The organism is Parapedobacter sp. 2B3, from assembly GCF_041925275.1.
Lineage (GTDB): Bacteria > Bacteroidota > Bacteroidia > Sphingobacteriales > Sphingobacteriaceae > Parapedobacter > Parapedobacter pyrenivorans_A.
This window is the reverse complement of the sequence record NZ_JBHEUZ010000005.1, coordinates 14,975-36,755: the sequence shown is the minus strand read 5'-3', so window position 1 is coordinate 36,755 and position 21,781 is coordinate 14,975. Positions and strand designations below refer to the sequence as shown.

The following is a 21,781-nucleotide window of genomic DNA, read 5'->3' as shown; positions in this document are numbered from 1 at the left end:
ATTTTAAAGAAAAACCGGAGATTAGCGCAAATTTTTTTCTGTGCATCCGGCGTACCAGAAGTGGCTAATATTGGGTATCCTTACACTTACGTGGGGCAGTTCCTTTATTCTCATCAAGCAAAGTTTGGTGATTTATACGCCCATGCAAGTCGGCGCATTGCGCCTGTGTATCGCCGGTTTGGCCTTGGTCTTTTTTGGGATACGGAGCTTTAAGCACATTCCAAAGAAACTCATGCCTTGGGTTATTGCAGGGGGAGGAATGGGAAATTTCATTCCGATGTTTCTGTTTCCGCTGGCGCAGGAGCGCGTAAGTAGTTCTATGGCGGGAATCCTCGATTCCCTTGTGCCCATGTTCATCCTTTTGTTCGGATTCCTTTTTTTCGGCGTCAAAAGCCGGGTATGGCAGGTGATCGGTGCGGCCATCGGTTTTGTTGGGGCTGCCATGCTAATGGGCGGCGATGCCAACGGCGGAGAAAGCGATGTGCTGCACTCGCTCCTTATCGTACTGGCCACCGCTTTTTACGGCATGAACGGCCTGATCATCAACCGGTATCTTTCGGGCATCCCCTCCTTTAAGCTGTCTGCTGCGGTCTTTACCATTTGGTTCGGCCCCTCGTTGCTCATTCTCGGGCTTACCGGTTTCTTTAGCACATTTGCCGGTACGGCGGGTCAATGGCAGGGATTGGGATATGTAGCCATCCTTGGCTTGGTGGGTACGGCATTGGCCATGATCCTGTTTTATAAGTTGCTCCAGATGACTTCCGCTATATTCGCATCGATGGTTACCTACCTCATGCCCATTGTGGCGGTGATGTGGGGGGTGCTCGACGGGGAACGGCTGGGGTGGTCGCATGCCTTGGGGGGCATGTTAATCCTGCTGGGGGTCTATTTGGTACAGTGGAAGCCGAAACGGGCGCGTGTAGGGACGGCCGGGGCCACGCCTTAGCCGAATACGTAGCCCAATAGATAATATAGGATGATAAAGACAATAATGGTTCCGAAACATCCGAATCCAAGTTTTTTCGCACCCCATCCTGCTATCAGCGCCCTGAATAATTTGTTCATAGTCGTTACTTCAATTAGGCTTACAACAACAAAAAACCCATAAGGTTTTGGGGAAATACCGCGGTATAGGGTTTTTAAGGCGAAAGCCGATCAATGGGTGTCAGCAGTACTTTCCGGAACTCCACCTCGGCCCCTTCTGCCTGGAGGGCAATCTGTCCTTCACTTACGGTGCAGTCGAAACCGTCGTTGACCAAGCCGCCATTCACCCATACACGGATATGCCTATCCAGCACCTCGATGGTCATGCGGTTCCATTCGCCAAGGGGGGCTTCCGAACCGTCGGTAAGGTTTTTGATTCGGCGGGCTTTGCCCTCAGAGGTGCCCCATTCGGCCTCCGGACCCCGTCGGGCTTCCATATCAGGCACACGGATGTCCTCACGGATGCACCAGAAATCGCCCGCATTATCATGCATCATCTGCACTTCGATAGATTGTGGGAACATCCCGTAAAGGATGCGCGGTGTGGATGCGTGTACCAATACCCCGCAGTTGCCCGGTTCTCCGGCGAAGCGGTATTCGACTTCCAAGCGGTAATTTTTGTAGGAGCGGTCCGTAATGAGATGGCCGTTTGGATTGCCCATGCTCACCAACAACCCCCCCCGCACCAGAAAAGGGCTCGCTACGTCCGCCGCGTTGTCCATGGCAGGCACATCGGCATGCCAGCCGGTCAAATCCGTACCGTTAAACAGCTTAACGGATTGGGAAAATCCAGGCATTACATATGCAACGGCGGTCATCGTAAGTGTGATAAACGGTAGCTTTGTATACATAATCGTTCGCATTTTTCTTTTCAGGGACCACAGGTCATAAAGCTAATAAGAAATTCGCATTGCCACAATAGCTGCCACAAACTGTTGGTTTTGAGGTAGCTTTGATATATCGATGGCATTCCAGGTTTTTATCCGAGGTAAACACCTGTATACAGGTATAAAAGCTGGGGGCACATTGGAAAAAAGGAATGTAACTTAGTACGTACGATAAATCGGGGTTAATCCTATATTAGCAACGCAGATAACAACGAGCTATGGATTTTCATTTCGACGAGTACGTAGACCGCCAACGAACCAACTGCATCAAGTGGGATGCGACAGAACCCGATGTACTGCCCATGTGGATTGCCGACATGGATTTCAAAACAGCCCCGGCTGTCCAAGAAGCTCTGCAAGCCCGTGTAGCGCATGGCGTATTCGGCTACACGCAAACACCTACCCGCTTTTTTGAGGCAATCATCGGATGGTGGCAAAAACGGCATGGATACACGCTGCAGAAAGAATGGATCCGGCCGGTTACCGGGGTCATACCTGCCTTGTCCGCTATCATTAGGGCGCTTACGGCCGCTGGCGATAAGGTGTTGGTGCAGCCGCCGGTTTACAACCATTTTTATATTGCTATTGCCCACTGCGAAAGGCAAGTGGTTGAAAACAACCTCTGTTTTGCAGATGGAACGTATGGCATGGATTACGCAGATTTGGAAGTGAAGGCGGCAGACCCCGCCGTGAAGCTGCTGATGCTATGCAATCCCCACAACCCCGCGGGGCGCGTATGGACGACCGAGGAACTCCACCGAATGGGCGAAATTTGTGCCCGGCACGGGGTGACGGTCCTGGCGGACGAAATACATTCGGATTTGGTGTACGAAGGGCATAAACACGTTCCATTCGCCTCGTTGGGCAGCGCAAAAGGACCCCGGTCCGTGACCGTGAGCTCCCCGAGCAAGACCTTCAACTTGGCCGGACTGCAGGTAGGCTACCTGTTTTCCGAGCATGCAGACCTCATGGAAAGGATCCGGCATTTGCTAACGGTACAGGAAATGGAGCTGTTGAGTCCATTTGCTATCGAAGCACTCATAGCCGCTTACGAACAGGGCGAGGGTTGGCTAGCTTCGCTTCTAGCTTATCTCAGCGGTAATTTTGCTTATTTGACCGACTTCTGCTCGGTGCACCTGCCACAGATCAACGTTGTGCCGTTGGAAGCCACCTACTTGGCGTGGCTTGACTGCCGTGCGATCCTCACCTCGTCGGCCGACTTCACCGAAAGGCTGGTCCGTAATGAAAAAGTATGGCTTAACCCCGGCACCCTGTATGGCGATGCAGGTGAAGGTTTTCTCCGCATGAACATTGCGTGCCCCCGATCGCTGCTTGAAGAGGGGCTGGCCCGCTTTGCGAAGGGGATAACGGCAGGTTAAGGAATGACCGGTTACAGGAGGTCAAACCCGATATCCCGACGGAAATTTTTGCCTTCGAAATAGATACGCCCCGCGTCGGCGGTGGCTTGCTGCAAAGCGTCGAACAAGGTGTCTTCCAATGCGGTGACCGCAATTACACGCCCCCCGGCAGTTTTTACTACCCCATCTTCCGCTGCCGTGCCGGCATGGAAAACCAGGGAATCTTTGACGCTCTCGATGTTGCTGATGACTTTGCCCGACTCATAAGGGCCGGGATAGCCGCCAGCCACCAATACGACGGTAGCCGCCGTTTTGGGCGAAAGTGTAAACGACCGATCCACCAGGTTCCCTTGGGCCACACCCTGCAAGAGGTCTACCAGGTCACTTTCCAGGCGCGGCAATACGCTCTCCGTTTCAGGATCGCCCATACGTACATTGTATTCGATGACGTAAGGATTGCCTTCCATATTCATCAGGCCGATGAAAATAAACCCTTTGTAGGGGATGTTGTCTTTTTTTAGCCCTTCGACGGTCGGGATGATGATGCGTTCCTCCACTTTGTCGAGGAACTCGTTGTCGGCAAAAGGAACGGGTGATACCGAACCCATGCCACCGGTATTGAGCCCGGTATCGCCCTCGCCGATGCGTTTATAATCCTTGGCGGCCGGCAGCACTTTATACGTATCGCCATCCGTGAGTACGAACACGGACAGCTCGATGCCCGAAAGATGCTCCTCGATAACGACGGTACTGCTTGCTTCGCCGAATTTGGCATCTGCCAACATCGCCTTCAGTTCCGTTTGGGCTTCTTCCAGGGACGTGCAGATCAGTACGCCTTTTCCCGCCGCCAGCCCATCGGCTTTCAGCACGATGGGGAGCTTCTGTGTCTTGAGGTAGGCCAGTCCCTCCGGCAATGTGGCACGGGTGAACGATTGCGACGCAGCGGTGGGAATGCCGTGGCGTGCCATGAAGCGCTTGGAGAAATCCTTGCTGCCTTCCAGTTGGGCCCCTTGTTGTTGCGGGCCGATGACCGGGATATGCCGCAGGTCGGCACGGTTAAGGAAATAGTCATGGATGCCTTTTACCAGCGGCTCCTCGGGGCCTACAACCACCATATCAATTGCCTGCTCTAGCACAAACGTTGCAATGCCTTCGAAATCGGTAACCTTAATGGGAATGTTCTGGCCATAACGGCTGGTGCCCGCATTGCCGGGTGCGATGTATAGTTGGGTGATCTGTGGGCTTTGGGCCATCTTCCAAGCGAACGCACTTTCCCGGCCGCCGGAGCCTACGATAAGGATATTCATCTTGCAAAGATATTTTTTTTACCTATATTTACCATATTACGTTCGAACCAATTGAGCTATGGAATAATGCGCTTACATCGTTTTCTTTCCCTATTGATAGTGTGCTGGTTGGCTATGCCGATAGTCCGCGCGCAAGACACCCCCGTGATCGAAGAGGTACTGGCTAAGCTGGAGGACTATGCAGGCATGTACCCACGCGAAAAAGTATACCTCCATTTGGATAAGCCCTATTATACCGTGGGCGATGACATCTGGTTTAAGGGGTATGTTACCCTCGGTGCCAATAACCAGCTTTCGGGCCTGAGCAAAATCCTGTATGTCGATCTCGTGGGTCCCGAAGACCGCGTCGTGCAGTCCATCCGCCTACCGCTCATTGCGGGAGTAACGATGGGTGATTTCCAACTGGTGGATTCCCTTGAAGAGGGCAACTACCGGATCCGTGCCTATACCAACTGGATGCGCAACTTCGAGCCGGATATCTTTTACGACCGTACGCTTCCCATAGGCAATGCCCGTACCGATCAGGTGGTTGCCCATAGCGTTTTTTCCTACGAAAATTCCCCGGTGCACCGCGTCCATGCCGAAATTTCGTTTACCGATCTGGATGGCGGGCCATTTGCAGACATGGATGCCAACTACCAAGTGGTCATGGAGGGACGGAATATTGCCCGCGGACGCGAAACCACCGATCCGGAAGGGCGCATTGCCTTCGATTTCGTCAATAAGCAGCCGTTCAATCTCCAATCGGGTGAAATACGGCTTGCCCTGTCTACCGCCGACAAGCGTATCGTCAATAAGCGGATACCACTGAAAACCACGTCGAACACCAACAGCATCCAATTTTTCCCGGAAGGGGGACATCTGATAGCAGGCAACCCGGCGAAGGTAGCCTTCAAGGCGTTGGCTCCCGAAGGGATAGGGGTGGCCGTGACGGGCCTCCTCCAAGATGGGGCGGGTACCCGTTTGGCAGAATTTGAGTCGGCTTATGCCGGTATGGGTAGTTTCAGTTTCATCCCGCAAGGAGGCGTTAGCTATACGGCTAAGGTAACCTATGCCGATGGGAGCGAAGCCGAGGTGGAACTTCCCGAAGTGAAGACTTCCGGTTATGCATTGGCGGTGAATAACCAAATGGATAAGCAGCTTTTTGTACAGGCATACGCTACCGAAGACCTAGTGCAGGGGCAGGAAATTTCGCTGCTGCTACAACGGGACGGAACTGTTTTTTATGCATCAAAGAGCAAACAGACAAAAGGGGAGGTGATTTTTACCATCCCGCGCGAAGACGTGCCGGCAGGTGTAGTGCAAGTGACCCTGTTTGCTGCGGAGCAACTCCCTGTGGCCGAACGAACGATCTTTAACCTGAATGACGGCGCGTTGTTGCCGTTGGCGATCGAAACGGAACATGAAACGTATGGTCAGAAAAAGAAGGTAACCGCGCAGCTAACCGTTGGGCAGCCTACCGATACCAATCGCGTAGCCACCCTATCTGCCGCCGTGGTAGACCTGGTTAAAGTGCCCATTGACAGTGGTACCCGCGAAGGGAATATATATGCGAACCTGTTGCTTACCCCGGATATCAAAGGATATGTAGAAACGCCGGATTACTATTTCGAAGAGACGGATTTTATTCGGCTTCAACACCTGGACAACTTGATGCTCACCCAAGGGTGGAGCCGTATCAACTGGCAAGACTTGGTGGCCGGAAGGAATCCGGCCATAACCTATGCCCCCGAGCAAGACCTGCGTATCAGTGGCGTGGTGACCAAACTAAATGGCAAAACACCCGTGCCCAATGCCATAGTGACCATTCTGTCCACGGGCAATTTCTCAGCGGTGGTAGATACGGTGACCGATGCCGAAGGCCGCTTCAACTTTGACCGGCTTTTGTTTTATGAAGACACCAAATTCGTTGTGCAGGCGCGGGATGAGCGTGGCCGGAAAAATGTGGATGTGATTTTGGATGAAGTGCCGAGGCAGCAGGTGACGCGCAACAGAAATACGCCCGATGCCACCATAGACGTAAACCAATCGATCCAAACTTACCTCAAAAATACGCTGGCGCAATTCGGGGAGATGGAGAAATACGGGCTGAAGGAAAAGACCATCCTGCTGGAGGAAGTGGATGTTACCAGGAAGGTAGAAAAGAAAGTCAAGCATTCGAGCAACCTGAATGGTCCCGGCAATGCCGATCAGGTGATTACTGCCGAAGACCTGGCCATGGGCTGCCCCTCGTTGAACACGTGCCTGCAGGGGAGGTTGGTTGGCGTTATTTTCCGGAATGGTGTGCCTTACTCTACCCGGTCGCCCAACCAACCGATGCAAATCATAATGGATGGCATGTATATGGAAGCCGAGGCACTTTCCATGATCAGCCCGTTTGATGTGGAAACGATTGAAGTACTGCGCGGCATTGGCAATATAGCCGTTTATGGAAGTATGGGCAGTGGTGGGGTCATTATCATCACGACCAAACGGGGCGACAGTGGTGGTTTCGTTAAGAATAGCTACACCCCGGGGGTTGTTACCCATAGCCCCCAAGGGTACTACGAAGTGCGCGAATTTTACGTGCCAGACTATAGTGCACCGGTCGATTCACTGGCGGGAATGAAAGATCTGCGTACGACGATCCATTGGGCACCCAATATCATTTCCGGCCAAGACGGTATCGCATCTTTTGAATTTTATACGGCCGAGACACCGGGCACTTACCGCATTGTAGTGGAAGGCTTGGATGTATATGGCCGTTTGGGTCGGGCTGTACGCTACATTAAGGTTGAGTAAGAAAGAATGGACTTTGTTAACATAACAGTTGAAGACCGGGTAGCACACGTGTACCTTGATCGCGGAAGGTCAAATGCGTTCCACCAGCCTATGCTCGAAGAACTGGGTAAGGCAGTGGAAGATGCCCAACAGGACCCCGCTGTGGAGGGCCTTATCCTGCATGGCAAGGAGGGGTTTTTCAGCGCCGGACTGGACCTCATTGCCCTGTATGACTATAATGAGGAGGAAGTGCGTCGTTTTTGGCACACCTTTATGGACCTCATCCGCGCACTGGTGGCATTTGACAAGCCCACGGTAGCGGCAATCAGTGGCCACAGCCCGGCAGCGGGATGTGTATTGGCGTGCTGTTGCGACTACCGCGTGATGGCCGATGGCGATTTCATAATCGGCCTCAACGAAGTGCCCGTGGGGCTCATTGTCCCTGAAAGTATCTTCCAACTGTATGGCTTTTGGCTGGGCAGGGCCCGGGCATATCGTTACTTGCTGGAAGGCAGGCTGCTCAAGCCGCACGAAGCGTACGAAGTGGGGCTGGTGGATGAAGTGGTCGATTGCCAGCGTATTCGATCCGCCGCTGAACGCCAACTCGGCAAATACAGGCAGTACGAACGTAATACGTGGCGGCAAAGCAAACGCAATATGCGTGAGGCACTGATTGCTGCGTTTGACGCTGCGCAAGACACTGCCATCGAGGCCCTGTTGAAGCAATGGTGGTCGCCTGCCACGCGCTCCATTGTTAAAACGATTATTGACAACTTGAAAGGAGGTAAATGATGGCAGTAGCGGGTGCATTGCGCGAAGGTGCCCTTCAGGGGAAAACCATCGTGGTAACCGGCGGCGGTACCGGACTGGGCCGGGCCATGTCCACTTATTTTTTGCGGTTGGGGGCCCAGGTGGTGATTGCCAGCCGCAAGTTGGAGGTGTTGGCAATAGCTGCCAAAGAGATGGCCACAGAGAGCGGCGGGCAAGTATTGCCGGTTGCGTGCGATATCCGTGATCATGATCAGGTAGAGGAATTGTTGAAGGCATCGCTTGATCGGTTCGGGCGGGTAGATGCCTTACTCAACAACGCGGCGGGCAATTTTATCTCCCCTACCGAGCGGCTTTCCGCCAACGCATTTTCCACCATCATTGACATTGTGCTCAAGGGGACGGCCAATTGTACGCTCACGTTCGGAAAATATTGGATTGCACACGGGCATCCCGCCAGCATATTGAACATCGTGACCACTTATGCGTTTACCGGCTCGGCCTACGTAGTGCCCTCGGCTGCTGCAAAGGGGGGTGTACTGGCACTCACCCGTTCACTCGCCGTGGAGTGGGGAAAGTATGGTATCCGCAGTAACGCCATTGCCCCAGGGCCATTCCCTACAAAAGGAGCATGGGAGCGGTTGTTGCCGGGCGACCTCGCCGAACAGTTCGATTTCAAAAAGCGTGTGCCGCTCAAGCGTGTGGGTGATCACCAGGAGTTGGCTAACCTCGCGGCTTTCTTGCTCTCCGATTTTGCGGGATATATCAATGGTGAGGTCGTTACCATCGATGGTGGCGAATGGTTGCAGGGCGCCGGGCAATTCAGCGGACTGGAAGCGGTGCCCGACGGACTGTGGGACGAGCTGGAAAAAATGACGCGGAAGGCGAAAAGCTAAAAGGTCGTGGACGGTGTGGGGTTACCTCCGGATCTTTTTAAGCACAGTTTCTCGGTGGGCAAGCCGTCTTCAACGCCCGTGAAGAAACTGGCGAACCCGAATTTCTTCAACAATCGTCTTGAGGCAGTGTTGGCCGGGTCGATGATGCCCACGATGTGTTTATTGGGGTCTATTGCTGATGCCAAGGCCAGCAGATGCTCACAAATCAGCGTTCCGTAACCCTTACGCCAAAACGGCTCTTTAAGTAAGTAGCCGATTTCAAAGACCGATTCGTCTTTTTTATAATGGACGAGCTTGCATTCGCCGATGCGGGTCTGCGTATCGATGTCAACGACTTTGAAGTAGCCGAGACGTGGGTCGAGTTGATTTGTTCTCAAAAAACGGTCGAATGTAGTCTTGGCGTCCGCCTTTGACATTCCCTTGCCCGTGATGTACCGCATTACCTGGTCGGATTTAACGAGCTCATAATAATCCGCAAAATCTTCGGGTATGTATTTTTTGAACACAAGATTATCTTCCATGTGGGTCAAACATATCGAAAATCCTTGCGAATCCAAATAGGTAAGTTGCGCCGATTAAACCCATTCTAAATAGCTTTTTCCTTCGGGCAGTCGGACGGACGATTGTTATATTTACCATAAATATAAACTTAAGAAAAATGACATATCGAATGACCGCTGCCGTGGTTGCCATTTTTGCCGGGATTCTTGCATTGAGTTCGTTTGCGCCGGAAAGCATGCCGCAGCCCCAAGAATGGAAAGCAACCAATTTAAAAGTGCTTCCGAAAAACATCACACAGGAGGAAATGAAACAGGTAATGGATGGTTTTAAGGTCGCCTTGGGCGTAAAATGTGGATTTTGCCATGCGCAGAATGCGGAAAATCCCACGAAGTTGGATTTTGCGAGTGACGCTAACCCCCATAAGGAGACTGCCCGGTGGATGATGAGAATGACGCAGCGGATCAACAAGAAGCATTTCAACCACCGTGATGAAAAAAAGGGTGAGATGACGCAAATCAGCTGTATGACCTGCCATAATGGCCAAGAAAAGCCGGTTACCGTTAGCCAGTAATTATGGCTTGTATGTAACTGGGTTTTTGCATAAGTTTGGCAAAGTAGTAAAATGATTCCCGCTATGGCAACACCGAATTTAGATCCAGCAATAAAAGCGAATGCCGAGGCTTGGTTGAAAGCCCCGTATGACGATGATACCATCCGGTCCGTCAAACAGCTCTTTGAAACGGAGCAATATACTGAACTGACCGATAGCTTCTATAGGGACCTGGAGTTCGGTACCGGAGGACTGCGTGGCATCATGGGCGTGGGCACCAACCGGATGAACAAATATACCATTGGCCGGGCCACGCAGGGGTTGAGCAATTACCTGCTGAAAACTTATCCGGGCAAACAGGTCAAGGTGGCCATCTCTTACGATAGCCGCAATAATTCACAGGCATTTGCACGTTTGGTGGCCGATGTGTTCGCCGCCAATGGTGTTAAGGTATATTTATTTGCCGAACTACGGCCCACACCGCACCTTTCGTTCGCGGTGCGGCACTTGGGATGCCAGGCAGGTGTGATGCTTACGGCTTCGCACAACCCGAAGGAATACAACGGCTATAAGGCGTATTGGAATGACGGCGGGCAACTGGTGCCGCCACATGATAAAAACGTTATCAACGAAGTATACGCTATCAAAGATCCAAGTGAAATACACTTCGGGCCGGTTGAAGAGAATATCACGCTATTGGGCAAGGAGCTCGACGACGCATACCTGGATGCCATTTCGAAGCTCGTAATCCGGCCGGACGCCGTAGCACGGCAGCGTGACCTAAAGGTGGTTTTTTCACCCATACACGGTACCGGTGTTACCTTGGTACCACCCGCCTTGGCGCGATGGGGTTTCACCCATGTGCAGGTTGTCGAAGAGCAGGCTACGCCGGATGGCAATTTCCCGACGGTGGTTTACCCGAACCCGGAAGAAGAAGACGCCATGTCGTTGGCCGTGAAAACCGGCCAGGGCATCGGGGCCGATGTAATCTTTGCCACCGATCCGGATGCGGATCGTGTGGGAGCGGCGGCTAAGAATACCCGTGGAGAATATCAATTGCTTAACGGCAACCAGATTGGGAGCCTGTTGGTCGATTATGTGTTGTCTTCGAAAAAGGAACAAGGTGACCTGCGGCCGGACGACTATGTGGTGAAGACCATCGTTACGACCAACCTTATTGCCGATATCGCCAACCGCTATGGGGTTACTTACTACGATACGCTGACAGGCTTCAAATATATCGGCGAGCTCATTAGCGGTAAGGATGGCAACGGCCGGTTCCTTGTGGGCGGCGAAGAAAGCTATGGCTATTTGGTCGGCGAGCTGGTACGTGACAAGGATGCCGTGGTTTCGGCGGTATTCATCGCAGAGATGACGGCCTACTATAAGGATCAGGGCAAAACGCTCTTCGATGCATTGGTCGATCTCTACGTGCAGCATGGGTATTACAAAGAGAAACTGATTTCGTTGACTAAAAAGGGCAAAGCCGGTGCGGAAGAGATCAAGGCCATGATGGAGCGTTTGCGCGGCAACCCGCCGCAGACGCTGGGTGGCATCGATGTGGCTGAAATCAAAGATTATGCGAACAGCGAGTCGTACAACTTCAAAACGGGCAACCGGGCGGTCATCAACCTTCCCAAGTCGGATGTATTGCAATTCATCACGGTAGACGGAGACGTGATTTCGGCCAGGCCTTCGGGCACGGAGCCCAAGATAAAATTCTATTGCAGCGTGAAGCAGCCGCTGGCCGATCGGGCAGATTTCGAGCGCGTGGGCCGTGAGCTGGAGGACCGCGTGGACCGCATCATGAAAGACATTGCCTGATATGCAGTGGGAGACCCTGTCGTCCGAATACCTCGTGCGGGCACCGTGGGCCGTGTTGCGCAAAGACGTGTGCCGCATGCCCAACGGCCATATCGTACCCGAATATTATGTGCTGGAGTACCCCGATTGGGTAAATATGGTGGCCCTTACAGCCGATAACCGGTTTATCCTGGTTCGGCAATACCGACATGGCGTACAACAGAACGTGCTCGAGATTCCCGGCGGTGTCATCGACCCCGGTGAGGATGCCGTTGAGGCGGCACGACGTGAATTGCTGGAAGAAACAGGCTACCGGTTCGATACCATAGAAGAAATTTCTTCCCTTTTTCCTAATCCCGCAACATCAAACAATATCACCACCACGTACCTGCTCACCGGCGGCGTAAAAGTGCAGGAACAGGATTTAGACGACCAGGAAGAAATCGAGGTCATACTGGCTTCGCCCACGGAACTGAAGCAGCTGTTGCTCGATAACCAATTCGGCCAAGCGCTGCATACCGCCGCGCTTTTCTATGCACTGGTGAAACTCGATTTACTCACATAACCTTACTCATCTGCAACGGCGCACTGTCCGATATCGAACACCACGTGTTCGGTATCGGACACTTTCGTTGGTGCTTCCTTTTTTGCTTGTTTGAAAAACAGCAGATTAACTATTTGGTAATGAATTTGGTGTGACGATGCGGGGTAGCGTAGTAGGGAAAGTTTATGGAAAATATACGCACTAGCTATCCATTATACAAATGAATAACCATGAGTTTGAATAACCTGAAGATTGCGTGGCGGAATGTGTGGCGGTCGAAGTTGTTTACATCGCTAAACATCCTAGGCTTGGCATTGGGGTTTGCGGGGTTCATCCTGGCATACCTGTATATCAATCGCGAAACAAGCTACGACAAGTGGAACCCGAATTATGAGCATATCTACTTGGTGGGGCTTACGTACCAGGGTCAATTCACGGACCAAACGCCTCCGTCGCTTGCGAACCGGATTAAGGAAAAAGTGCCCGAAGTGAAAGAAGTGGGAAGGGTTTACCACTATACTTGGGGTGGCACGCCGTTGTTTGGAGATGAAGTGGCCCTGATCAACAGTGCCAAACTCGCTGATAAAGGGTTTGCAAGGATAATGGCCGTGGAGCCACGAGGTTTTGCGTTAGATGACACGGCTTATTCCGGCGTTAATTTGGTGAGCGAGTCGATAGCCAAAATACTGTTCCGAGAAACAGGCGGACAACTGGCTGAGCCAAGGAACGTGGGGATGCTAAGTGCGAACGCAGGGATGTATGAAAAAATACATGGCATCGGGGAAAAGCGGTCGCTGTCCATTTTTGACTACGAGTTTGTATTAATCGATGACGATCGGATTCTGGAAGAACGGGAAGGGAACCCCTTTTTCTATCAAACATATATCCAGGTCCACGAGCATGCCAACCTTGCTGCTGTACAACGAAAAATAAACGACATCTATCGACAAGAAGTATCCCAGCACCAATATTCGATTTCCTCCGCTTTTGCAGGGGGTGAAGTTTATTTGGATCCGTTGAAAAATTTACACCTGCGTCCCAAAAACGGATCCAGTAGCGGCTATTTCATTGTGTTGGCGCTGGGCCTATTGTCAATAGTGATACTCATATTGGCGGCTGTTAATTTCGCCAACTTGATGGTTTCGCAGGCGAATAGGCGCGCGAAGGAGGTTGGTGTCAAAAAAATCTTCGGTGTTGGCAGGAAGCGGTTGGCATTGCAATTTTTGCTGGAGGTGTTTGTACAATGTTTGCTGGCCGCCATTATAGCCTGCTGGATGGTGGGGCTTTGCCAAAATGGGCTGCAAAAATGGTTTGGCTACGAAATCGGCGATTTCTCGTCAAATACCCGATTGATTTGGCAGTTCATCGCTGCCACACTTGCCACGGCGGTAGTCTCGGGGAGCTACCCAGCATTTTTCCTGTCTGGACTGAAGCCCACTAGCGTATTGAAAGGAGGGTTTTCCACGAGCCATCGCATGCAATGGTTTCGCAACGGCCTGCTTACCTTTCAGTTCGTTATCGCTATCCTATTCATCACGTCCATGTTTATTTTAAGCAGGCAGCTCGCGTATATCCGTAGCGAAGAGCGGGGATTCGAACCCAGCCAAGTAATCGCCTTAAAAAACTGGGGAATGTATATTCCCATAATCGAGGGGATTGACGGGTTACGGAATAAGTTGGTGGTCCATCCGGAAATCCAACATGTGACCGCCACGACCGATGCACCAGGGAATATAGAATCGCCTCCAATAAAGCAATTCTCTTACATTGACGCAGTAAAAGAAGCCGAGCACATTGGCGTATCTGATGACTATTTTGCGACACTGGCTATTCCGATAATGCAAGGACGGGGGTTTACTCGTGAATTTGCCAATGATACATCCCACTATGCCATCCTTAACGAAAGCGCCGTTGCCGCGTTTGGGATGTCCGAGCCAATTGGCTCGAAAATCAGTGGCTGCAACGTTGATTTCACCGTGGTGGGCGTTGTTAAGGATAGTAAAGTCCACGGTTTTGAAAAGCTGATACGGCCTACCGTATATTCCACGCGCGATGAGTGCGGCCCCGCCCGCTATAAAACGACCGTATTGGTGAAGACGGCAATAGGCGGAACACCGAAGGCCCTGGAACTGCTAAAAACAACGTGGGCTAACAATAAATATGCGGAGTCCATTCCCTTTATGTATGAATTTCTAGAACAAAACTATGCTGCGTTACATGCTCGGCAAGAGCAACTACGGGCTGCGACAAGCGGATTCACTGCGCTTTCAATAGTGATAGCGATGATGGGGTTGTTTAGCATGTCAGCCTACAGCATCAGCATCCGCGAGAAAGAGATGAGTATTCGCAAGGTGTTGGGAGCCTCGGTAGGCCAATTGTTTATGCAGTTAAACAGGCCGTTTTTCCGGATTTTATTGATTGCTAATTTAATTGCCCTTCCGGTGGCGTACCTATTGGTCAATCGATATCTAGCCACGTTCGCCTACCGCATCACCGTACACTGGTGGATGTTTGCGTTGGCCGGTACGGCGGCGTTGCTGATTGCCCTGCTTACCGTGGCCTACCAGTCGGTACGTGCAGCGCGGGCCAATCCGGTGGATAGCCTGCGGGACGAATAGTGATGATACTCGGTTAAAACAGAGGTTCGTGGGCGACACGATGCTGTGATATGACGGCACATGTTCGTTTCTTGTCAACACGATACCGTGTCGAGTCAAGACAGTATCGTCTCTTATCAACACGATATCGTATTGACTTGTCACAACGCTATGATGTGGCGAAACAGGTTCGTCTCAAGTCAAGATAACACTGTAATGGCTTGGGATAGTATTGTTCTGACGTGAGACGATATCGTGTTGACTCAAGACAATGTTAGGGCCGTGCGTAACGATACTGTCCCGGGCACACACCAATCCCCTCGCTTAACACACTGGTTCGGGTTCTTCTGCTGCAGCCATGATATCCGTTACCTGCTGCTCAAAAGGGGGGGCGGTAGCTTCGGTGGCGTGGGGCTCCACGGCCAAACGTGTATTCCGCTTTTGATAAAGGATGAAAGCGAGCGCAAACAATGCACCCCCTCCTGCCATGGCCGCGCCCACCCATTCCGGTGAGGCATATCCATAACCCATGGCAATAGGCAGGCCTCCCAAAAAGGCGCCTAGCGCATTTCCAATATTGAAGCTCGCCTGGCTCACCGAAGCGGCCAGCATTTCAGACCCTTTGGCGGTATTGATCATCAGCATCTGGATAGGGGCGCCCAGCGCGAAAGAAGTGCCGCCCAAAATGAATGTCATTACCAGCGTGGGAACGGGATAAATGGCAACGTAGTGCTGGATAATCAACGCAACCACCATCGCAATGAGCAGCATGATGGAAGCCTTGGCCGGTGAGACCAGGTCAGCCAGGCGGCCACCCAACAGGTTGCCGAAAAACATACCGAGGCCAGCCAGCATCAAGATGTACGTCATGGATGCTTCAGAGAAGCCCGCGACCTTGGTCATCAATGGCGAAATGTAGCTATACCATGAAAAAAGACCGCCGGTTCCGATAGCGATCATCCCCACAATCAGCCAGGCATCGCGCCGCTTGAAGAAGCGCAGTTGGGTTTTTACACTGGCCGCTTGCTTTGCAGGCATATCGGGCATCCAAAACTTCAAGGCCAGCAGTGTGATGATGCCCACTAGTACCACGATGGCAAACGAGTAGCGCCACATGAAGTGATGGCCAATATAGGTGCCCAGCGGTACGCCAATCAGGTTGGCAATGGTGAGGCCGGCAAACATGATGGAAATGGCCTGCGCCTCTTTGCCCGGTCGAGCGAGGCGGCTAGCTACTACCGAGCCCACGCCGAAAAATGCGCCATGAGGCAAGCCAGCAAGGACCCGCGAAATCAGTAGCGATCCGTAGCTCGGCGCAAAGGCCGTAAATGCATTGAAGATGGTAAACAAAAGCATCAGCCCGATGAGGATACGTTTGGGCGGGTACTTGCCAGCGATGACTACAAGCAAGGGAGCCCCGATGACCACACCAACCGCATAAGCCGCAATCAGGTGGCCTGCCGTCGGGATATCAATCGCTAAATCAAGTGCGATTTCCTCTAGCAATCCCATCATCACGAACTCCGTGATGCCGATGCCCAGACCACCAAATAAAAGCGCAAGTAAACTTTTCTTTAACTGCATATTTTCATTGTTTACAGCCTTAGTGTAAAACGGACACAAAGGTACGTCATTTTCCGGTGTATTTCATGTGGGAAATTAATAACAACAAAAAAATGATATAAAGTTGATATAGGAGTTGCGGTTCGCGGTGAATAGGTGTCCGAAACCGGACATGAAGCTGTTCGGAAACGAACACTTCCGGACTTTTGATTTCGGGTAGATTTCTGTATACTAACTGTTTACAATAATGGATGGATTTTGGCAGGGCTGGATGATATACATATATTTGGATCGTCAGTCCATAATGAGAATAAAGAAGACAAAACGAAATGATTCAATTAACTAACATATTCAAATGGTACAATGTGGGCGGCACCCGCTCCTTTGTATTAAAGGACATTAACCTCCATATCAAAGAAGGCGAGTTTGTTTCGATTATGGGCCCTTCGGGCTCAGGAAAATCCACCTTGCTCCACATCCTTGGCTTGCTGGATGAGCCCGACGAAGGCGAGTATCTATTTATGGATGAAAGCGTGCTCCGGCTGAAGGAGAAGCAACGTTCGTTGCTATATAAACAATACATCGGTTTCGTCTTCCAAGCCTACCATCTCATCGATGAATTAACGGTCTACGAAAACATTGAAACCCCGCTTATCTATAAGAACCTAAAGAGCAGTGAGCGCAAGGCTATTGTAGCCGACATGCTCGATCGCTTCGGTATTGTAGGCAAGAAAGACCTGTTTCCCACGCAACTTTCAGGGGGACAGCAGCAGTTGGTGGGCATTGCCCGCGCATTGGCCACCACGCCCAAGTTGTTGCTGGCAGACGAGCCAACGGGAAACCTCAACTCCAAACAGGGGGAAGAGATCATGAGCCTCTTCAAACAACTCAACGAAGAAGATGGCGTAACCATTGTGCAGGTAACCCATTCGGAGAAGAACGCGGAATACGGCAACCGGATTATCGAGCTGCTCGATGGGCAGATCGTGAAGTAATCGGCGATACTACTCGCCGTGCAACGCAAGCAATGCGCGGGCAAGTACCTCGTCAGAGCGGTTCTTTACCTTGAAAAACGCTTCGCTACCGAAATAATACCGGCCCAACAGTGCCTCGATATCGGAGCGTACCATTGATTTCGCGACCTTTGCTTCATCCGGTGTATATTCCATGCCCCTATCGCGGATGTACTCCAAAAAACGCTCGTATTCCTGCTCGGGCAAGAAGTATCCTTTGAGGTAATTTTCAACGGAATAGGACGGTACGGATGTCGTAAGCCTGCCGTATACATACGTTTCGATGAAGTTGGCCTTCCGTATCTTGCGGTACAATAAACTAGCACGGTTGCTATCTGCGGGAACGAACACATCGGGCGCAATGCCCCCGCCGCCATACACACGTCTCCCCGACGTTGTCACATAGGCTGTTGTGTCGCGGTTTCCCAATACAGGCAGGTTGGCGGTATGCCGGAGACTGTCTGAATGGATGGTATAGGATTTCTGGATACATCGTCCCAACGGGGTATAGTATCTCGCCACGGTGAGGTTCAACGCGGAGCCATCGCCAAAACCAAACTGTTCTTGGACCAAGGCTTTGCCATACGACCGCCGGCCTACGATAACGCCGCGCTCGAGGTCTTGGATGGCACCCGCGACGATCTCACTCGCCGAAGCCGAGTTTTCGTCAATCAGTACCGCCAATTCACCATCGCCGAACAGGCCCTCGGCACTCGAGTAGTAATCGACACGCGGCTCGTGGGCGCCTTGGGTATAGACGATCAACTGTTTGTCGTCGAAAAAATGGCTAGCCAAGGCCGTTGCCGCGTTGAAGTAACCGCCACCGTTTTCGCGCAGATCCAATACGAGGTGCCGTGCACCCTGTTTCTTAAGGTTTCGGAGCGACCGCTCGAAATCCTCCGCCGTTTTGGCACCAAACCGTTTGATCTTGATATATGCCGTAACACTATCGATCAGGTAGGCCACGTCGATACTGCTCACCTCCACGCGGTCGCGCATCACCTTGAGAGGTAGTGGAAGGTCCACACCGTTGCGGTGTATAGCGATCTCGATTGCGGTGCCGCGGCGGCCGCGGATTTTCTTTTCAAGCATTTTTTCCGAGATGGGTTTCCCGGCGATGGTATCCCCATTGATGGCCAGCAGTCTGTCGCCCACCCGCATGCCGGCCGTCTGTGCCGGGCCTCCGGGTATGAGTCCGACGGTCATCAATGTATCGTTTAAGATGTAGTATTCGATGCCAATCCCTTCAAAACTGCCTTCCAGCGTTTCGTTTTGTTTAAGTGCTTGGTTGGGGCGAAGGTATTCAGAATGGGGATCAAGTTGAGCCACGATCTCGTCAATGGCCAAGTCCTGCAGATCGTCGGTACCTATGCTGTCCACATAGTTATCGGCAATAAGGTCGATCAGGTGCTGTACCTTGCCGGAGTTGTCGATGATACTCAGGGGCAGGAGCGTATTCCTTCCTGTACGGGAGTTTTCGTCGGTGAAATTCTGCCCGAGCAGTAACCCCAATAACAGCACAGCACCGTAGGTAGCTGCCACCAACAAATTTTTTTTTGTCTCCTTGCGCATATCCTGAGATAACAGGTGCGAAATTAAACAGTTTTCGGCATTTTTAGCCCTCAGTGCATAAAATTTACATTATTCCCACAAGGCTTTAGCTCCTCGCGTATTTAAGTTGTCACATAATCTGGGATAATATTCCGATTTTTGTAGAAACTAGCGAGAGCGATGCACGAGATAGAGCCATATTACCGCTGGCGGGACGATTACATCGCTGCCGAAGATGAGCGCTCCCCGTTTTACGGCGTGGAGTACAGTGAGTTTGAATTTGACAAACAGGTTTATAATTTCCTGTTGCATCCCCAGTGGGATAGTTTTGGCTCCAATACCCTGTACCTAAAGGTCTTGTTTGCCGATTATTCCCGGAATTACGCCATTATAGAGCTGATTGGCGAATGGAACGACGCGATCTACAACGACATCATGCTGCTCAAACGCGAGGTGATAGACATCATGGTCGATGCAGGTATCCATAAGTTTATCGTTATCGGCGAGAACGTATTGAATTTCCATGCTTCCGACGATTGTTACTATGAAGAGTGGTTTCAGGACATCGAAGATGGATGGATTGCAGGAGTCAACTTCCGTGACCACGTGGTTGATGAGTTTAAGTCGAGCAACATAGACTATTTCATCAACTTCGGAGGCGTGCTCGGCGACCTGAATTGGCGTAACCAGAAACCGCTGCAGGTATACAAGACGGTCGAAGAGCAATTGACGAAACGGCTGCACTGATGGGGGCAACTGCTCTTAATACGATCTAAATACCCGTTGGTAAATCAACTTAAACCAAGCCGTGTACCCGTCGGGATGGGTGAGGACATCGTGCCGAATATCCGATAGGCTAAGCCAGCGGAAATCGGCTACTTCCATCGGATTGGGAACAGGTGGTTGGTTGCAGTGGCCAATAAACACGTGGTCTAACTCATGCTCCGTTAAACCGTTGCTGAACACGGCGTGATATTGGAAGGAAAAGGCAAAGGAGAGGCTGGCTTCCATACCCATTTCTTCCCGAAGTCGGCGGTGTGCCGCATCCATTGTGTTTTCTTTTGGAAGGGGGTGGCTGCAGCACGTATTGGTCCATAGGTTTGCGCTATGGTACTTATGGGCTGCACGTTGCTGCAGCAGGAGCCTGTCCTGCTCATCGAAGATAAAAACGCTGATGGCACGGTGTAGCGCCCCTTCGCGGTGGGCCGCCAACTTTTCCATCGTGCCTATCTCGCGGTCCCGTTCGTCAACCAATATAACTTGCTCTTCCATGATTCTCAAATCAACAAATCGTCACACCACCGAACCACCGCATCGGATCACACCGTCTTCACGTGCCGTTCGTCGTAGTTCTCAATATCGATAATATACTTGTTCCCTACCAGAAAATCGAAAAGCGGACGGGCTTCGGCCGATACCGGCATATTGCTCGTGGTAATGATTTGGTTCTGCGGCTTTTGGAGGTAAGGGTAGGCGTATAGTTTTACGTTTTTACTGAATAGCCCGCTGACGTACGATAGCAGCTCATCGGTGTAATTGCCTTTTGTATATTGCTTGGAGTTGAAAATATTGCGCAGGTTCGCAATGTTTGTCGAGATACCGACGTTGCGGGGCTTGAACTGTGCCAGGTATTCGGCCAAGTAATGGTTGCGCGTAAAATTCGAAACCAGGATATGGTTGCCCGTGCTGCATAAGTACTCGGCCCGTTCGGCAAAATAACACAAATCATCAGAGGTAAATTCCGGGGCACGGTCGAGTACATTGCTCATCAGCACCTCGATCATGACAACGAGGTTGTCGCCCTTGATACCCAAGTTGCGCTTGAACTGGTCGACCGCCAAATTGAACAGGTCGAAATTGGGGTTTGACCGCTGGCGGTATTTGGTCCGCAGGATCATGATGTCCTTCTTGTACAGGAAATCTTTGCTTTGGTATGCCGAACCTTCGGGATTAAAAATCGCCGCTTTGGAGAAACCCTTGGCGATGAGGTACAGGTTGATGAGCCGTTCGTTCACCCCTTCGAAAACCGGCCCGCTTACTTTCACCAAATCGATTTCCACCGATCCCGGCGATAGGTTGTCGGCCAAAGACTCGATCATTGTCTGTACATCCCGGGTATAATAATAGGCCGCAAAAACCAGGCTGACTCCCAAGATGCCCAATACCTTTTGCTGCAGCAGGTTGTCGCTATCCAACAACCGCACGTGGAAGATGATGTCATTCGGCGCACCACCTGCTTCGTGCTGAAAGCGGAGGCCGATCCAGCCATGGGGTTCGTTTGTTTTGCTGAAATTGAGTGCCGATACGGTATTGGCAAATGCAAATAGCCGTTTTTGCTGATACTTCTCGCCCACGAGCCGCTCGGTAAGCAGCTCGTATTCATGCTCAAGCATTTTCTTTAGGCGCGAGCGGCTTACATACCTACCCGAGTCTTCGGCGCCGTAGATGGCATCGCTGAAAGCCATATCATATGCCGATATGGTTTTGGCAATGGTGCCCGATGCCGCCCCTGCATTGAAAAAATTCCGCGCTACCTCCTGACCGGCACCGATTTCGGCAAACGTGCCGTATATCTTATCATTGAGATTGATTTTTAATGCCTTCCGCTTGGTTTCGTAGATTTCCCTTGCCATGCCGCAAAGATAGGTATTGCCAGCGATTTTGAATTGGCGATTTAATTTTCGACTTTTGACGCAGCA

At 51.5% G+C, this 21,781-nt stretch carries 19 protein-coding genes; 11 read left to right on the top strand and 8 right to left on the bottom strand.

Features of this window, described 5'->3' with window-relative positions; genetic code table 11:
- The first annotated feature begins 40 nt into the window (after positions 1-40).
- Positions 41-946: a DMT family transporter gene (locus tag ACEVG1_RS07390; RefSeq protein ID WP_374742983.1), complete on the top strand. Its 906-nt coding sequence runs from the start codon at positions 41-43 to the stop codon at positions 944-946.
- On the opposite strand, the gene ACEVG1_RS07385 is transcribed toward ACEVG1_RS07390, so the two are convergent.
- Complete coding sequence (locus ACEVG1_RS07385) at positions 943-1,065, bottom strand: hypothetical protein (RefSeq protein WP_326327202.1); 123 nt, start codon at positions 1,063-1,065, stop codon at positions 943-945. The genes ACEVG1_RS07390 and ACEVG1_RS07385 overlap by 4 nt on opposite strands.
- A gap of 74 nt (positions 1,066-1,139) precedes the next feature.
- Positions 1,140-1,835: a DUF1080 domain-containing protein gene (locus tag ACEVG1_RS07380; protein ID WP_374742982.1), complete on the bottom strand. Its 696-nt coding sequence runs from the start codon at positions 1,833-1,835 to the stop codon at positions 1,140-1,142.
- Between the two features lie 254 nt (positions 1,836-2,089).
- Here ACEVG1_RS07380 and ACEVG1_RS07375 point away from each other — a divergent pair, with 254 nt between their 5' ends.
- Positions 2,090-3,250: a MalY/PatB family protein gene (locus ACEVG1_RS07375; protein ID WP_374742981.1), complete on the top strand. Its 1,161-nt coding sequence runs from the start codon at positions 2,090-2,092 to the stop codon at positions 3,248-3,250.
- Positions 3,251-3,261: 11 nt separating this feature from the next.
- On the opposite strand, the gene purD is transcribed toward ACEVG1_RS07375, so the two are convergent.
- Positions 3,262-4,536: a phosphoribosylamine--glycine ligase gene (gene purD, locus ACEVG1_RS07370; protein ID WP_374742980.1), complete on the bottom strand. Its 1,275-nt coding sequence runs from the start codon at positions 4,534-4,536 to the stop codon at positions 3,262-3,264.
- 114 nt (positions 4,537-4,650) lie between these two features.
- Here purD and ACEVG1_RS07365 point away from each other — a divergent pair, with 114 nt between their 5' ends.
- Genes ACEVG1_RS07365 through ACEVG1_RS07355 form a run of 3 tightly spaced genes read left to right on the top strand, consistent with a single transcriptional unit; the run spans position 4,651 to position 8,960 of the window.
- On the top strand, positions 4,651-7,317 hold the full coding sequence (locus ACEVG1_RS07365; RefSeq protein ID WP_374742979.1) for a TonB-dependent receptor plug domain-containing protein: 2,667 nt from the start codon (positions 4,651-4,653) through the stop codon (positions 7,315-7,317).
- Positions 7,318-7,323: 6 nt separating this feature from the next.
- Positions 7,324-8,088 carry an enoyl-CoA hydratase/isomerase family protein gene (locus tag ACEVG1_RS07360; RefSeq protein ID WP_374742978.1) on the top strand — a complete coding sequence of 255 codons (765 nt, stop codon included), beginning with the start codon at positions 7,324-7,326 and terminating at the stop codon, positions 8,086-8,088.
- Positions 8,085-8,960 carry an SDR family oxidoreductase gene (locus ACEVG1_RS07355; protein ID WP_374742977.1) on the top strand — a complete coding sequence of 292 codons (876 nt, stop codon included), beginning with the start codon at positions 8,085-8,087 and terminating at the stop codon, positions 8,958-8,960. The genes ACEVG1_RS07360 and ACEVG1_RS07355 overlap by 4 nt, the downstream gene beginning before the upstream one ends.
- Here ACEVG1_RS07355 and ACEVG1_RS07350 read toward each other — a convergent pair.
- A complete protein-coding gene (locus tag ACEVG1_RS07350; RefSeq protein ID WP_374742976.1) occupies positions 8,957-9,481 on the bottom strand; it encodes a GNAT family N-acetyltransferase in 525 nt (174 codons plus the stop codon). The two genes, ACEVG1_RS07355 and ACEVG1_RS07350, sit on opposite strands and share 4 nt — an antisense overlap.
- Before the next feature lie 137 nt (positions 9,482-9,618).
- Here ACEVG1_RS07350 and ACEVG1_RS07345 point away from each other — a divergent pair, with 137 nt between their 5' ends.
- From ACEVG1_RS07345 to ACEVG1_RS07330, 4 genes are all read left to right on the top strand, one after another.
- Positions 9,619-10,032: a c-type cytochrome gene (locus ACEVG1_RS07345; RefSeq protein ID WP_374742974.1), complete on the top strand. Its 414-nt coding sequence runs from the start codon at positions 9,619-9,621 to the stop codon at positions 10,030-10,032.
- A 63-nt stretch (positions 10,033-10,095) separates the two neighbouring features.
- On the top strand, positions 10,096-11,835 hold the full coding sequence (locus tag ACEVG1_RS07340) for a phospho-sugar mutase (RefSeq protein WP_374742973.1): 1,740 nt from the start codon (positions 10,096-10,098) through the stop codon (positions 11,833-11,835).
- Position 11,836: 1 nt separating this feature from the next.
- Positions 11,837-12,379, top strand: coding sequence for an NUDIX hydrolase (locus ACEVG1_RS07335; protein ID WP_374742972.1), 543 nt, complete (start codon positions 11,837-11,839; stop codon positions 12,377-12,379).
- A 209-nt stretch (positions 12,380-12,588) separates the two neighbouring features.
- Positions 12,589-14,976 carry an ABC transporter permease gene (locus tag ACEVG1_RS07330; RefSeq protein ID WP_374742971.1) on the top strand — a complete coding sequence of 796 codons (2,388 nt, stop codon included), beginning with the start codon at positions 12,589-12,591 and terminating at the stop codon, positions 14,974-14,976.
- A 303-nt stretch (positions 14,977-15,279) separates the two neighbouring features.
- Here ACEVG1_RS07330 and ACEVG1_RS07325 read toward each other — a convergent pair whose 3' ends face one another.
- Entirely contained in the window at positions 15,280-16,539 is a 1,260-nt protein-coding gene (locus ACEVG1_RS07325; RefSeq protein ID WP_374742970.1) for an MFS transporter, read from the bottom strand.
- 308 nt (positions 16,540-16,847) lie between these two features.
- Here ACEVG1_RS07325 and ACEVG1_RS07320 point away from each other — a divergent pair, with 308 nt between their 5' ends.
- Positions 16,848-17,513, top strand: a complete 666-nt coding sequence (locus ACEVG1_RS07320; protein ID WP_374742969.1) for an ABC transporter ATP-binding protein — start codon at positions 16,848-16,850, stop codon at positions 17,511-17,513.
- A 9-nt stretch (positions 17,514-17,522) separates the two neighbouring features.
- On the opposite strand, the gene ACEVG1_RS07315 is transcribed toward ACEVG1_RS07320, so the two are convergent.
- Positions 17,523-19,073 carry a S41 family peptidase gene (locus ACEVG1_RS07315; protein WP_374742968.1) on the bottom strand — a complete coding sequence of 517 codons (1,551 nt, stop codon included), beginning with the start codon at positions 19,071-19,073 and terminating at the stop codon, positions 17,523-17,525.
- 189 nt (positions 19,074-19,262) lie between these two features.
- Between ACEVG1_RS07315 and ACEVG1_RS07310 the strand changes: the two genes are divergently transcribed.
- On the top strand, positions 19,263-19,829 hold the full coding sequence (locus ACEVG1_RS07310; RefSeq protein WP_374742967.1) for a hypothetical protein: 567 nt from the start codon (positions 19,263-19,265) through the stop codon (positions 19,827-19,829).
- A 15-nt stretch (positions 19,830-19,844) separates the two neighbouring features.
- On the opposite strand, the gene idi is transcribed toward ACEVG1_RS07310, so the two are convergent.
- Together idi and ACEVG1_RS07300 are read right to left on the bottom strand one after the other, a co-directional pair.
- A complete protein-coding gene (idi, locus tag ACEVG1_RS07305; protein WP_374742966.1) occupies positions 19,845-20,354 on the bottom strand; it encodes an isopentenyl-diphosphate Delta-isomerase in 510 nt (169 codons plus the stop codon).
- 47 nt (positions 20,355-20,401) lie between these two features.
- Entirely contained in the window at positions 20,402-21,715 is a 1,314-nt protein-coding gene (locus ACEVG1_RS07300; RefSeq protein ID WP_374742965.1) for a nicotinamide mononucleotide adenylyltransferase, read from the bottom strand.
- Positions 21,716-21,781 lie beyond the last annotated feature (66 nt).